At 69.3% G+C, this 13,448-nt stretch carries 11 protein-coding genes and 1 riboswitch; of the genes, 2 read left to right on the top strand and 9 right to left on the bottom strand.

Going from position 1 to position 13,448, the window contains the following annotated elements; translation table 11 throughout:
- Positions 1-252: 252 nt before the first annotated feature.
- Positions 253-2,946, bottom strand: a complete 2,694-nt coding sequence (gene pepN, locus QZM35_RS33270) for an aminopeptidase N (RefSeq protein ID WP_089430752.1) — start codon at positions 2,944-2,946, stop codon at positions 253-255.
- Positions 2,947-3,133: 187 nt separating this feature from the next.
- Here pepN and QZM35_RS33265 point away from each other — a divergent pair, with 187 nt between their 5' ends.
- Positions 3,134-3,832 (top strand): DUF4136 domain-containing protein, encoded by a 699-nt coding sequence (locus QZM35_RS33265; protein ID WP_301777548.1) that lies wholly within the window; start codon positions 3,134-3,136, stop codon positions 3,830-3,832.
- Positions 3,833-3,884: 52 nt separating this feature from the next.
- On the opposite strand, the gene QZM35_RS33260 is transcribed toward QZM35_RS33265, so the two are convergent.
- The 8 genes from QZM35_RS33260 to QZM35_RS33225 all read right to left on the bottom strand — a co-directional run bounded on the left by QZM35_RS33260 (position 3,885) and on the right by QZM35_RS33225 (position 11,912).
- On the bottom strand, positions 3,885-4,457 hold the full coding sequence (locus QZM35_RS33260) for a TMEM165/GDT1 family protein (RefSeq protein WP_089494301.1): 573 nt from the start codon (positions 4,455-4,457) through the stop codon (positions 3,885-3,887).
- A 78-nt stretch (positions 4,458-4,535) separates the two neighbouring features.
- A riboswitch (yybP-ykoY riboswitch) is annotated at positions 4,536-4,673 on the bottom strand.
- 146 nt (positions 4,674-4,819) lie between these two features.
- Positions 4,820-6,136, bottom strand: a complete 1,317-nt coding sequence (gene guaD, locus QZM35_RS33255; RefSeq protein ID WP_301777547.1) for a guanine deaminase — start codon at positions 6,134-6,136, stop codon at positions 4,820-4,822.
- 16 nt (positions 6,137-6,152) lie between these two features.
- Positions 6,153-6,479, bottom strand: a complete 327-nt coding sequence (locus tag QZM35_RS33250; RefSeq protein WP_301777546.1) for a hypothetical protein — start codon at positions 6,477-6,479, stop codon at positions 6,153-6,155.
- A gap of 26 nt (positions 6,480-6,505) precedes the next feature.
- Complete coding sequence (locus QZM35_RS33245) at positions 6,506-7,531, bottom strand: adenosine deaminase (RefSeq protein WP_089430754.1); 1,026 nt, start codon at positions 7,529-7,531, stop codon at positions 6,506-6,508.
- 18 nt (positions 7,532-7,549) lie between these two features.
- Positions 7,550-8,566: a xanthine dehydrogenase accessory protein XdhC gene (xdhC, locus tag QZM35_RS33240; protein WP_089424763.1), complete on the bottom strand. Its 1,017-nt coding sequence runs from the start codon at positions 8,564-8,566 to the stop codon at positions 7,550-7,552.
- Positions 8,567-9,196: 630 nt separating this feature from the next.
- A complete protein-coding gene (locus QZM35_RS33235) occupies positions 9,197-9,709 on the bottom strand; it encodes a disulfide bond formation protein B (RefSeq protein WP_089424765.1) in 513 nt (170 codons plus the stop codon).
- A gap of 138 nt (positions 9,710-9,847) precedes the next feature.
- Entirely contained in the window at positions 9,848-11,224 is a 1,377-nt protein-coding gene (locus QZM35_RS33230; RefSeq protein ID WP_301777545.1) for an amidase, read from the bottom strand.
- A gap of 7 nt (positions 11,225-11,231) precedes the next feature.
- Positions 11,232-11,912, bottom strand: a complete 681-nt coding sequence (locus tag QZM35_RS33225; RefSeq protein ID WP_089424767.1) for a GntR family transcriptional regulator — start codon at positions 11,910-11,912, stop codon at positions 11,232-11,234.
- 280 nt (positions 11,913-12,192) lie between these two features.
- On the opposite strand from QZM35_RS33225, the gene QZM35_RS33220 reads away from it, so the two are divergent.
- Positions 12,193-13,386: a gamma-glutamyl-gamma-aminobutyrate hydrolase family protein gene (locus tag QZM35_RS33220; protein ID WP_301777544.1), complete on the top strand. Its 1,194-nt coding sequence runs from the start codon at positions 12,193-12,195 to the stop codon at positions 13,384-13,386.
- Positions 13,387-13,448 lie beyond the last annotated feature (62 nt).

The following is a 13,448-nucleotide window of genomic DNA, read 5'->3' as shown; positions in this document are numbered from 1 at the left end:
TGAATAGCCGCAATTTTACCCGCCGCGCCTCCCGTGCCACCGGCTTTTTTCGTCCGGTTACATGACCGGGCGGCCGTCCCGGCCCGGTTTCCCGGGGTTGGAAACCGGCGGGACGCGCTTGACGCCAACGGCGGGCGGCGCGGTCGGCCCTCGCGATTGCGTGCGGTTCGAGCGGTCTTCACACCATAAAAAAGCCGGTGCCGCGACGGGCGGCACCGGCTGTATCGCGCAGGCGCGACGCGGGCGATGGCGTTACGCGAGCGCCTTCTCGACGATCTCGCGCACGTCACGCGATTTCGCGCCGGCGGCGACTTGCTCGAGCGCTTCGCGCATCCGGTCGCGCAGGGCCGGCGTGAAGCGGCGCCACAGTTCGAGCGAGCGGGCGAGGCGTGCCGCGACCTGCGGGTTGATCGCGTCGAGCGCGAGCACCTGTTCGGCCCAGAACGCGTAACCCGAGCCGTCGGCCGCGTGGAATTGCGCGGGGTTGGCCGCGCAGAAGCTGAAGATCAGCGAGCGGGCGCGGTTCGGATTCTTCAGGTTGAACGCCGGGTGCGCGAGCAGCTTGCGGACCTTCGCGAGCGTCGGCTGCGCGGGCGTGCCGCGTTGCACCGCCTGCATCGCGAACCACTTGTCGATCACGAGCGCTTCCTTCTCGAAGCGACGATAGAAATCGTCGAGCGCGTGTTCGGCCGGTTCGGTCGCGCCGGCGGCCGCGGCGGACAGCAGCGCGCCGAGCGCTGCCGCGCGATCGGTCATGTTGTTCGCCGCATCGTATTGCGCGGTCGCGAGGCGCACCGCATCGGCCGGATCCTCGAGTTCGGCGAGATACGCGAGCGCGAGGTTCTTCAGCGCGCGGCGGCCGGAGGCCTCCGGCGTCGGTTCGTAGGCGCCGGGCGTCTGGTGCTGCTCGTAGGCGGCGAGCCACTCCGCGCGCAGCGCGGTGGCGAGCTGGCGGCGCACGAACTGGCGTGCGCGATGCACGGCGGCCGGATCGGCTTCCGCCATCTGGTCGGCGAGGTAGGTTTCCGACGGCAGCGTCAGCGCGAGTTCACGGAATGCCGGCGACAGCGTCGCGTCGGTCAGCACGCGGCGGAATGCGGCAACGAAGTTCTCGCCGAGCGTGAGCGGCTCGTTCGCGGCCGCACGCGCGGCGAGCGTCAGCAGCGCGCGGGTCGCGAGGCGCTGGCCGGCTTCCCAGCGGTTGAACGGATCGCTGTCGTGCGCGAGCAGGAACGCGAGGTCGTCGTCGCTGTAGTCGTACTCGACGATCACCGGCGACGAGAAATTGCGCAGCAGCGACGGCAGCGGTTGTTCCGGCACGTCGACGAACGTGAAGGCCTGCTCGGTGTCGGTGAAGTCGAGCACGCGCGTCGTGCCTGCGGCGGCGGTTTCGCCGTCGAGACGCAGCGGCAGGTCGCGGCCGTCGCGGCCGATCAGGCCGATCGCGAACGGGATCAGCAGCGGCCCTTGCTGCGTTTCGCGCGCGGCCGGCGACCCGTCGCCGTAGCCCTGCGCGAGCGTCACCGTGTAGCGGCGCGCGGCCGCGTCGTACGCGGTGCGCACCGACACGCGCGGGGTGCCCGCCTGGCTGTACCAGCGCTCGAACTGCGCGAGGTCGCGCCCGTTCGCGTCGGCCATGGCGTGACGGAAATCGTCGCAGGTCACGGCGTGCCCGTCGTGGCGCTTGAAGTACAGGTCCATCCCCTTGCGGAAGCCGTCGCGGCCGAACAGCGTCTGGTACATCCGCACGACTTCCGAGCCTTTCTCGTAAACGGTCATCGTGTAGAAGTTGTTGATCTCGACGTAGCTTTCCGGGCGCACCGGATGCGCCATCGGGCCCGCGTCCTCGGCGAACTGCAGCTGGCGCAGCACGCGCACGTCCTCGATGCGCTTGACCGCGCGGGCCGCCGATTCGAGGTCGTCGCCCGCGGCCATGTCGGCCGAGAATTCCTGGTCGCGGAACACCGTCAGGCCTTCCTTCAGGCTCAGCTGGAACCAGTCGCGGCAGGTCACGCGGTTGCCGGTCCAGTTGTGGAAGTACTCGTGGCCGACCACCGATTCGATGTTCGCGAAGTCGGTATCGGTCGCGGTCTCGGGGTTCGCCAGCACGTACTTCGTGTTGAAGATGTTGAGCCCCTTGTTCTCCATCGCGCCCATGTTGAAGTCGCCGACCGCGACGATCATGAAGCGGTCGAGATCGAGCTCGAGGCCGAAGCGCTGCTCGTCCCAGCGGATCGAGTGGATCAGCGAGTCCATCGCATGACGCGTCTTGTCGAGATCGGCGGGCTCGACCCACACCTGCAGCAGCTTTTCCTTGCCCGAGCCGGTCGTGATCGTTTCCTCGATCGCGACGAGCTTGCCCGCGACCAGCGCGAACAGGTAGCTCGGCTTGCGGAACGGGTCTTCCCATTTCGCGAAGTGGCGGCCGTCGGGCAGGTCGCCGGAATCCACGAGGTTGCCGTTCGACAGCAGTACCGGGTACGCGGCCTTGTCGGCGCGCAGCGTCACCGTATACGACGCCATCACGTCCGGACGGTCGAGGAAGTAGGTGATCCGGCGGAAACCTTCGGCTTCGCACTGCGTGAAGAAGTTGCCGCTCGACACATAGAGGCCCGACAGCGTCGTATTCTGGTCGGGTGCGCATGCGCTTTCGAGCGTCAGCTCGAACGCTTCGGGGACGTTCTCGACCGTCAGCCCGTGTTCGTGCGCACGCACGGCGCCATGCGGCGCGCCATCCAGCCAGGCGCCGAGGAATTCGAGCGCTTCGCCCATCAGCTCCAGGTGCGGCGCGGGCGCGGCGTCCGGATTGCGGCGCACGCGCATCGTATTCCTGACGATCGTACGGGCCGGCGCGAGATCGAATTCGAGCGCGACGGAATCGATGAGGAAGGCCGGCGGCGTGTAGTCGGCGCGGCGGATCACGGTGGAGGAGGCGTTGTCGGACATGGTCGTCGAGATCGGTGGAGTGGGGGACGGGCCCGTGGCACGGGCCGGGCGAACCGGGCCATTGTACAAAGGCTGGCGGCCGCGTGCCGGGCGAACTTTTTACCGGTTCCGGGAGTCCGCGTATTATCGGCATCCCGTTACGGTTCGCGCGGTGCGACGAACGGGTGACGGATCGAAGAGGATCAACATGAAACGCGAATGGATTCAACGCGGTGCGGGCTGGGCGGCGGTGCTGTGCGTGGCGCTGCTGACCGGCTGCACCAGCTACGTGACGACCCAGGTCACGGCCTTCTCCGACTGGAGCGGCAGCGACGCGACACGCACCTATGCGTTCACGCGCACCGAGGCGCAGAAGAACAGCATCGAGCAGTCGACCTACGAGCCGATCGTCGCAAACGAGCTGTCGACGTATGCGTTCCGGCAGGTGCCGCAGGCGCAGGCGCGGTATCTCGTCGGGCTGACCTATACGGTCGGCAGCGATCTCGTGACGGTGCCGCAGCCGGTCTATTACGATCCGTGGTTCGCGCCCGGGCCGTACTGGCGGCGCGGGCCGTGGGGCCCGTGGGGTCCCTGGGGGCCGATGCCGGCCGGCTACGTCGCGCAGACGTACCAGGTGTTCGACTACACGCTCGGCATCCGCATCACCGAGCGCGCGACGGGCAAGGAGGTGTACAACGTGTCCGCGCGCACGACCGGCGACAACGGCACGCTGCTGTACGCGATGCCGTTCCTCGCGCGCAGTGCGCTCGCCGATTTCCCGCTGTCCAACGGCGCGGTTCGCTCGGTCCGGCTGCCGGTCGACAAGCGCGGCGGCCCGGCGGCGCCGGCGGCCAACGAACGCGTGGTGCCGGCCGCGCCCGCGTCGGGTGCCGCTGCCGCGAAGTAACGCGGGATCCCTCTCGGCGCGGCCGTCCGGCCGCGCCGGCCATGCCCTTCCGTCAGACCCCGATACCCAGCAGCGCCAGCGCGCCGAGCACGACGAACAGCACGGCCGCGATCGCATGCACGAGCTTCGTCGGCAGGCGGTGCGCGAAGCGGTCGCCGAGCAGGATCGCGGGCACGTTCGCGAGCATCATCCCGAACGTCGTGCCGGCCACGACACCGAGGTAGTCCTGGAAGCGCGCGGCCAGCGCGACGGTCGCGATCTGCGTCTTGTCGCCCATTTCCGCGAGGAAGAATGCGACGAGGGTCGCACCGAACACGCCGAGCCGCGAGCGGTTGGCATTGGCTTCGTCGGCATCGAGCTTGTCCGGCACGAGGATCCACAACCCCATCGCGATGAACGAGAACGCGAGCGCCCAGCGCATGATCGACGGTGTGACGAGCACGCCGAGCCACTCGCCGAGCGCGCCGGCGAAACCGTGGTTCACGAGCGTCGCGACGAGCACGCCGAGAATGATCGGCACCGGCTTGCGATAGCGCGCGGCCAGTACGAGGGAAAGCAGTTGGGTCTTGTCGCCGATTTCAGCGAGGGCGACGGCGCCGGTGGAGATCAGGAAGGCTTGGGACACGTATGGGGTTCCACGGGCCGATGTTGTGCGTGCGAGCGACGATCCACCGCGCGCCGGGCCCTGATGCGGCGCGCTGTGAACCATCGGTCTCGCCAGGCCTAGGTGGCTGCGTCCGCCATGGCCGTACGGCCAAGTCTGTTGACGGACGCCTCCGTCACGATGCGCGCCGGGAGCGCGGGACATCGAGCGGAGCGGCTACTCCCCAATGAGCGGCGAATTCTAGCACGGCGCGTTGCGCGCGGGAAAGCGGTTGGCGGGCGCTGTGCCCGGAGTCGGGGCGGGATCGGCGTACGGCCGTCTCGGCGGCCCGGCACGCGCCGCGGTGGAGGCCCGCGCGTGCCGGGGCGAACCCCGGCAGGTCGTTACGCGGCGGGGCGGCGTGCCGCGCCGCGCTCGTGGACGAGTTGGCCGGCCGCGTAGGTGCGGTACACCGCGCGGTCGTCGCCGAGCAGCGCGAACGCGAACAGCAGTTCCTCGAGCGAATCCGCGCGTTTCGTGCGGCGCGCGAGCAGCGGCGTGGCCTGCGGATCGAGCACGACGAAGTCGGCCTCGGTGCGCGGTGCGAGCGTGCCGACCGTATCGGCGAGGTCGAGTGCCTGCGCGGCGCCGGCCGTTGCGAGCCAGAACATCCGCGTCGCGCTCAGGTGGTGGCCCGACAGCCGCGCGACCTTGTGCGCCTCGTTCATCGTCTGCAGCATCGAGAACGACGTGCCGCCGCCGACGTCGGTCGCGAGCGTGACGGGCACGTCGTATTCGCCGGCCTTGTCGAAATCGAACAGCCCGCTGCCGAGGAAGAAGTTCGACGTCGGGCAGTGCGCGACGACGGTGCACGTCTCGGCCATCCGGCGGCGGTCCTCGTCGTCGAGGTGGATGCAGTGGCCGTATACCGCGCGCGGACGCAGCAGCCCGTAGCGGTCGTAGATGTCGAGATAGCTGCGATGGCCGGGGAACAGCTCGGCCACCCATTTCACCTCGTCGACGTTTTCCGCGACGTGGCTCTGCACGAACACGTCCGGATGGCGGCGCGCGAGTTCGCTGCACGCCTCGAGCTGCGCCTCGGTCGACGTCGGCGCGAAGCGCGGCGTGAGCGCGTACATCTGGCGGCCCTTGCCGTGCCAGCGGTCGATCAGCTCGGCACTGTCGTCATAACCCGATTGCGCGGTATCGCGCAGGAATTCGGGGCAGTTGCGGTCCATCAGCACCTTGCCCGCGATCATCCGCAGGTCGCGCGCATCGCTTGCCGCGAACAGCGCATCGGCCGACTGCTTGTGCACCGTGCAGTAGACGAGCGCGCTCGTCGTGCCGCACGCGAGCAGTTCGTCGACGAAGAAGTCGGCGACTTCGCGTGCATGCTCGGGATCGCCGAACTGGCGCTCGGTCGGGAACGTGTACTTGTCCAGCCACGGCAGCAGGCCCGGCGCCGGCGACGCGATCATGTCGGTCTGCGGATAGTGGATGTGCGTGTCGATGAAGCCGGGCACGATCAGCTTGTCGCGCAGGTCATGGACGATCGCGTCGCGCGCGAGCGTCGCGGCGAGCTGCGCGTACGGGCCGGCCGCGACGACCTTGCCGTCGTCGACGATCAGGAGGCCGTCGGTCTCGTAGTTCGCGGCCTGGCTCGATTGCGCCGGGTCGCCGTTGAAGGTCAGCAGCTGGGAACGGAAAGCGGTTTGCGTCATGACGAATGGTCCTGCATCAAGGTAAGGCGAACAGAAGAAAACGGGCGACGCCGCACGACGGCAAGGCGGCGCCTGGCGGGCGGTGCGGCACGCTCCGTGCCGCACGACCGGATACGATTGCGCGGGCGAACGTGGCGGCCGAAGCCGCCAGCGAGTGGTTGCCGGCGGGCCTCGCAGCCGTTGCGCTCACGACCGACGTGGCCGCTAGCGAAACGGCGAATCGCGACGGCAGGCACGCGCGAGCGACGACGCACAGCGCCGTCGCCGCGCGCTCACGCACGCGCTCGTCCCGGCGCAAGGCCGGGCCGGTGGTCGCGAAGCGGATGCCGTTGCCGTGTTTCATCTGTCAGCGTTCCTCGATGCCGGCCGTCACGCGGCCTGCCAGTACGCGTCGAGGCGCGCGTACAGCGCGTCGCGCTGCGCCGGTTCGATGAACGACGCCTCGAAGCCGTTGCGGATCACCGCATGGACTTCGGCATCCGTGAGTTGCAGCCCTTCGGCCGTCGCGAAGTAGTTTTCATTGACGTAACCGCCGAAATAGGCCGGATCGTCGGAGTTGATCGTCACCGCGACGCCGCGATCGAGCAGCGCCTTCAGCGTGTGCTTCGCCATGTCGTCGAACACGCACAGCTTGAGATTCGACAGCGGGCAGACGGTGAGCGCCGTGCGCGATTTCGCGAGGCGCTCGACAAGCGCCGCGTCCTCGATGCTGCGCACGCCGTGGTCGATCCGGTCGACCTTCAGCACGTCGAGCGCTTCGTAGATGTAGGCGGGTGGGCCTTCCTCGCCTGCGTGCGCGACGAGCTTCAGCCCGAGCGCGCGCGCCTTCTCGAACACGCGTGCGAACTTCGTCGGCGGATGGCCGAGCTCGGACGAGTCGAGGCCGACGCCGATCAGGCGATGGCGATAGCGCTCGAACAGCGGCAGCGCGGATTCGAACGTCGCGAGCGCGTCCTCTTCGGACAGGTGGCGCAGGAAGCACAGGATCAGCTTGCTCGACAGCCCGCGTTGCTCGGCATCGGCGAGTGCACGCTCGATGCCCGCGACCACCGTCTCGATCGGCACGCCGCGCTCGGTGTGCGTCTGCGGATCGAAGAACAGCTCGGTGTGGACGACGTTGTCGGCGAGCGCGCGTTCGCAGTACGCGGCCGTCATGTCGTAGAAGTCCTGCTCGGTCAGCAGCACGCTCGCGCCGGCGTAATAGATGTCGAGGAACGACTGCAGGTCGGTGAATGCGTACGCGGCGCGCAGCGCGTCGATCGAGTCGTACGCGAGCTTCACGCCGTTGCGCTGCGCGAGTGCGAAAATCAGTTCGGGCTCGAGCGAGCCTTCGATATGGATGTGCAGCTCCGCTTTCGGCGCGCGGGCAATCTTGTCCTTGAATGTCGGGGTCATGGCGTCGTTCTTGGTCGGTCAGTAGGTAGGGGAAGCCTGCGTGGACGCGTTTGCATTCGCGTTTGCCTCGACGGCCTGCAGCAATTGCGCAGCCACCGAGATCGCGATCACTTCGGGCGCCTTGTCGATGATGCCTTCGACACCGATCGGGCAGCGCATCCGCGCGACCTGGGCCGGGTCGATACCGATCGCGGCGAGGCGATGGTCGAACTGCATGCGTTTCGCGTGCGAGCCGGTCATCCCGAAGTACGCATAGTCGCCGCGCCGCAGGATGCGCTCGGCCAGCACGAAATCGAGTGCGTGGTCGTGCGTCATCACGACGAAGTACGACTGCGGCGGTGCGGCGTCGACCGCGTCGGCCGGGGCAGCGGCCGCCTCGATCGCGAGGTTGCCGATGCCGGCGAGCGCGTCAGCCGGCGGGAACACCGCATCGGGCCCGTCTATCCAGCGCACGTGGCACGGCAGCGTCGCCAGCACCTTCACGAGCGCGGTGCCGATGTGCCCGGCGCCGAACAGCACGACGGGGAACGCATACGGCGCGATCGTTTCGGTCATCAGCGACACGCCGCCGGTTTCCCACAGCAGGCAGTCGGCACGCGCGGCTTCCGATTCGGGCTCGCTCAACAGCGGCGCGCCCGGCGAGGGGCCGAATGATACGCTACGCACGGTCGCGGCGCCGGCCGCGACACGCTTCGCGAGCGACATGATCCAGCCGAGATCGCCCACATCGAGCCGCTCGAACGCGAGCACCACGGCGCCGCCGCAGCACTGGCCGAGGCTCGGGCCAAGCGCGAGCCGTTCGAGCCGGCGCGCGTGCGGCACGTGCGCGCCATCCTTCAGCAGATGCCGCGCGATCTCGATCGCCTTCCATTCCAGATGACCGCCGCCGATCGTATGGCGGGCCGTGTCGCGCGTGACGAGCATCTTGGTGCCGGCTTCGCGCGGCGCGGAGCCGTCGGTATGCGCGACCGTCACGAGCACGGCCGCTTCGCCATGCGCGAGCAGTTGCTGCAGATCGCCGAGCCAGGCTTCCATCAGCACGCTCCGTTCGGGACGACGCGGCACGACACGCGGCGCGGGCTGGCGGGCGTGGCGGCAACGATGACGGACGGGAGCGAGGCGGGCCGGCCGCACGGCCGATGCAGTGCGGCGGCAGCGCGCGAACGGCGCGCGCGGACGGCACCGCCGGATGCGCGGACGCCATGAGGGTGACGGATGCGGATGGTTTGCGTTGTCATGATGAATCCAGTCGACATTGCGGATCGGGCGCGCGTTACGCAGGGGTGGTGAGACCGCCTGGCCTCGCGCACGTAGATCGCCATCCAGTCACGAAGATAACACCGCGAGGCGACGGGAACATCGCCAGGCGGTGATCCGGGCTATCAGGAGGCGATCATGTCGATCATAGGCCCGCCGCGCGGGATCGGGGCGCCAATGCGCGCACATCGGGCCGAAACGCAGGCGTGGCGGGGCTGGGCGCGGAGCTCGCGCGATGCGCGTTCGCCCGGAGACCCGGGCGGCGGCGGGGTAGGTGTTTACGCTTGACGGGCCGGATGCGGCTCGCCGGGCTGGGCCGGCGGCGCTCCGGAGCCGGGCGGTCACCGGCCGGCGGTAGTGTGCGGCCGAGCGAACGGGCCGCGCGCAGGCCGGTGCGAAACCGGCCGGTCAGGCCACGAGCTTGCGGCGATGGCGCCAGAGGCTCGCGGCGACCGCGACCAGGATCACGGCGAAGGCGATCAGCGCCCAGCCGGGCAGCAGGATGCCGAAGATCGGCGGGTAGACCGTCTCGCACAGCCCGGCGACCTTGAACATGCCGGGGAACCACTGCGCGGGCGGCAGGCTGTCGACGATCGGCTGCAGCGTGTCGAAGCCGCAGCTGAAGCCCGGATTCATCTGGATCGACAGATGCCGGGCGGCCGTGCCGACGCCGCCCGCCGCGGCGATCGCGATCAGCAGCTCGAGCACCCAGACGCCGCGCCAGTTGCGGATCCCGGCGGCCAGGAACGCGAAGATTCCGATCGCGCAGAAGAAGTAGCGCTGGATGATGCACAGCGGGCACGGATCTTCGTTCTTCACGTACTGCAGGTAGAGCGCACCGGCCAGCAGGGCGATGCACACCCATCCGAGCAGCATCAGCAGGCGGCGTTCGCGGCGGATGGCGAGCGTGTAGTCGTTCATGTCGGCGGGGTTCCTCGTGGTCGGTCCGGAAAACAATCGCGCGATTTTAGCGCGAACGGTCTGGTACGAAACTGACAGCGCGCGTGCGGCAACCTGCCGCACCGCGCGTCCTGCCCGTCGGCGCCCGGCTGGCGGCGCTCAGCGGATCGTGTTCAGCACGGCCTCGACTGCCTGGCCGATCGCGAGCAGCGCGTCGTCGCGGTGCGGTGCGGCCGCGAGCATCAGCCCGACCGGCGCCGCGTCGCGCGGATGGCAGGGCAGCGACAACGCGCACGCGTCGAGGAAGTTGAACGCGCTCGGATTGCGCAGGATCAGCGCGTTGGTGCGCGTGAAGGCATCGTCGTCCGCTTCGAGTTCGGCGATGCGCGGCGGCACGACCGGCACTGTCGGCGCGACGAGCGCGTCGAAGCGCGACCAGACCGTGTGGGCCGCTTCGTCGAGCATCGCCGTGCGCGCGGCGAGCAGGTCGAGATAGTCGGCCGCGCTCGCGGGTTCGCCCTTCAGGATCCGCGTGAGCACGCGCGGGTCGTACTGGTCGCGGTGCTTGGCGAGCAGCGGGCGATGCCACGCGTAGGCCTCGATCGGCGAGAAGCCGAAGCGATTGACGTCCGGCAGCCGGTCGAGCGCGGGGAAGCGCACTTCCGTGACGATCGCGCCGGCGGCTTCGAGATGCTTGAGCGCGGCGTCGAGCGCGGCCGCGACGTCGGCATCGACGCCGTCCGTCACGTAGTTCGTCAGCACGCCGAGCCGCACGCCTTCGAGCGGCCGGGCGGCCGGCACGTGCGGTTCGAGGCCCGCGAGCATCCGGTCGACGAGCGCACAGCAGGCGACCGTCAGGCCGATCGGGCCGAACGAGTCGAGCGTCGTCGACAGCGGCACGCCGCCTTGCGTCGGGATCCGGCTCGCGGTCGGCTTGAAGCCGGTCAGCCCGCACAGCGCGGCCGGAATGCGGATCGAGCCGCCCGTGTCGGTGCCGAGCGCGACGGCGGCCATCCCGTCGGCGACGGACGCGGCCGCGCCGGACGACGAACCGCCGGAAATGCGCGCGTCGGCCGGCACGTCGCGGTGGTACGGCGAGCGCGGATGGCCGAAGTGCGGATTCAGCCCGAGCCCCGAGAACGCGAACTCGCTCATGTTGGTGCGACCGACCAGCACCGCGCCCGCGCGCTTGAGCCGCGCGACCGCGACCGCGTCGGTGCGCGCGGCCGGCGCGCCGTCGAGCACGCGCGAACCGGCGCGCGTCACCTGACCCGCGACGTCGAACAGGTCCTTGACCGACACCGGGATGCCCGCGAGCGGCGACAGCACGGTGCCCGCGGCGCGCAGTCGGTCGTGCGCGTCGGCGGCCGCGCGCGCGTTGTCGGCATCGACTTCGGTGAAGACGACCGCGCCCTGGCCCGACGGATCGGCGATCCGGTCGAGCGCGGTGTCGACGAGTGCGCGGCTCGTGGTCCGGCCGGCGGCGAGGTCGGCGGCGAGCTGGGCGAGCGGAGGGAAGGGCGTGAAAGTGGTCATGGGCGGCTCAGGGGCGAAGATGTTGAAGAAGCGTGGAGCGGAACGAATCGATATGACTTTCAACGGCCGCGCGTGCACCGGCGGCGTCGCGCGCGGACAGCCGATCGAACAGTTCGCGATGCTCGTGCTGGACGTCGGCGAGATGGTGAGGTTCGGACAGCGTGACGAACCAGAAGCGCAGCGAGCGCTCGTGCAGCCCGCGCAGGATGTCGGCGAGGACCGCATTGCGCGCGGCCGCGGCGATCGCCTGGTGGAATGCGCGGTCGAGTTCCATCATGCCTTCGACGTCGTGCGTGTCGACGCAGGCCTGCCCGTCGTCGAGCAGCGCGGCCAGGCGCGCGAGATCGTCAGGCGTTGCGTGGCGCGCGGCGAGTTCCGCGCAGTGTGCTTCGTTGATGCGCCGCACGTCGATCACCGCGACGATGTCGTCGAGCGACAGCGGCTGCACCATCAATCCCTTGCGCGGCATCACGGACAGCAGCCCTTCGAGCACGAGCCGATGCACGGCCTGGTGCACCGGCGTGCGGCCGATGCCGGTGCGGGCGACGAGGTCGGCTTCGTTGAGGGCGGCGCCGGGCTTCAGGCGCATCGTGATGATGTCGTGCTGGATCAGCGCATATGCGCGGTCGGCGAGGCTGGCCGTCGGTGCGGCCGGGTGCTCGTGGGTGACGTCGGCGAGGACATTCATGCGGGGTGCGGCGCGGCGGCCGGACGGGGCGCGATCATGGCGCTGGCGGTCGGGAAGCGTGGACGATGCGTGGATATTATTGTGATATATCACTGATGTCCAGTACCGGCGATGCCGCATCCGCCTGGCCGGCGCGCGGGCGGGAACGCTCCCCGACGCAGTTTGCCGTCGACTTGCAACAATATCGACAGGATGTTGCAGGTTTGCCGCTCGATCGTGCGCTGAAGCATAATGAATCTTCGTTTATCCATACGCGTGAGCGACGTACCAGACCATCGTCATGAGCGAAAACACGCCTTCCCCGGCCGGTCTGCCCGGCACCTCCTCCGTTTCTTCCGATTCACCCCGTACCGATCCGGCGAAAGCGCCCGATGCGCCGGCCACCCAGGCCGCCGCGCAGAACGTCGCTGCCGACGGCGCGTCACCGGTTACGGCTGCATCCGAGCCGGGCGCGCCCGGGGCGACCAGCGCCGCCATCGATGGTGCGGCTGCTGCCGCCGCGCCGCCGAAGGCCGGCACGCCGCCACCCGGTTTCGGCGCGCAGCCTGATTTCGACACGCCGCGCCCGCCGCCCGCGAGCGCGCAGAATGCGCCGCCGGCCTATCTGAAGCAGAGCGACACGCCGTGGTCGGTATTCGGCCGGATCGTGGCCGCGCGCGCGCGCCGGCTGTTCGACCGTGCCGGCCAGCGCATCACGCAGCGCACGCTGCGCATCGGCGTGTCGGCGCGGATCTTCCATCCGGAACCGGGTGCGAAGGGGCTGAGAGGCAAGACGCTCCAGTACCTCGAGGAATCGATCGCGCACTGGGTCATGTCGCGCGACGTGCTCGTGTTCATGATTCCGACCGTCGGCCATCAGGGCATGATTCATCCGAGCAACATCCGCCTGCGCGACTACGCGAAGCATCTCGACGGCCTGCTGCTGCAGGGCGGCGCAGACGTATCGCCGCAAACCTATGCCGCGTCCGACGCCCGCCCCGAATGGCCGGGCGATCGCGTGCGCGACATGTACGAGCTCGAGCTGCTGCACGAGTTCGTCGAGTCCGGCAAACCCGTGCTCGGCGTGTGCCGCGGCTGCCAGCTGATCAACGTCGCGTTCGGCGGTTCGCTGTACCAGGACATCGCCACCGACGTGCCGACCGCGAATGCGCACGTGAGCGAGCATTACGACCAGCATCGTCACGCGATCCGCTTCCCGGATTCGTCGACGCTTGCGAGCATGTTCCCGGGGCGCAGCGAAGCGATCGTCAACTCGATCCACCATCAGGCGATCCGCGATCTCGGTCGCGATCTGAACATCGAGGCAGTGTCGGCCGGCGACGGGATCATCGAAGGCATTCGCCATCGCCGTTCGCCGTTCGTCGTCGGCGTGCAGTGGCACCCCGAGTTCCATCGGGCCGGCGGGTCGGAGCTGCTCGACTGCACGCCGCTGCTCGATGCATTCCTGCGCGCGGCGCGCGAAACCCGCCTATAGCAAGCCGCAAGCTTCGCGTCGCACGAAGGCCGGCCGCATCCCGACAAATTCGAGATGCGGCC

This window comes from Burkholderia sp. AU45274 (genome assembly GCF_030482505.1).
In the GTDB taxonomy this organism is placed as follows: domain Bacteria; phylum Pseudomonadota; class Gammaproteobacteria; order Burkholderiales; family Burkholderiaceae; genus Burkholderia.
Note: the sequence above shows the minus strand (reverse complement) of the source record. Positions and strands in the feature narration are given on the sequence as shown.

Bases quoted from the DNA above. Each gene is read 5' to 3' on its own strand.
- xdhC (WP_089424763.1), bottom strand. From the start codon at position 8,566: ATGGAAGCCTGGCTCGGCGATCTGCAGCAACTGCTCGCGCATGGCGAA.
- QZM35_RS33250 (WP_301777546.1), bottom strand. From the start codon at position 6,479: ATGAAACACGGCAACGGCATCCGCTTCGCGACCACCGGCCCGGCCTTG.
- QZM35_RS33225 (WP_089424767.1), bottom strand. From the start codon at position 11,912: ATGAATGTCCTCGCCGACGTCACCCACGAGCACCCGGCCGCACCGACG.
- guaD (WP_301777547.1), bottom strand. From the start codon at position 6,136: ATGACGCAAACCGCTTTCCGTTCCCAGCTGCTGACCTTCAACGGCGAC.
- QZM35_RS33220 (WP_301777544.1), top strand. From the start codon at position 12,193: ATGAGCGAAAACACGCCTTCCCCGGCCGGTCTGCCCGGCACCTCCTCC.
- pepN (WP_089430752.1), bottom strand. From the start codon at position 2,946: ATGTCCGACAACGCCTCCTCCACCGTGATCCGCCGCGCCGACTACACG.
- QZM35_RS33230 (WP_301777545.1), bottom strand. From the start codon at position 11,224: ATGACCACTTTCACGCCCTTCCCTCCGCTCGCCCAGCTCGCCGCCGAC.
- QZM35_RS33245 (WP_089430754.1), bottom strand. From the start codon at position 7,531: ATGACCCCGACATTCAAGGACAAGATTGCCCGCGCGCCGAAAGCGGAG.
- QZM35_RS33235 (WP_089424765.1), bottom strand. From the start codon at position 9,709: ATGAACGACTACACGCTCGCCATCCGCCGCGAACGCCGCCTGCTGATG.
- QZM35_RS33265 (WP_301777548.1), top strand. From the start codon at position 3,134: ATGAAACGCGAATGGATTCAACGCGGTGCGGGCTGGGCGGCGGTGCTG.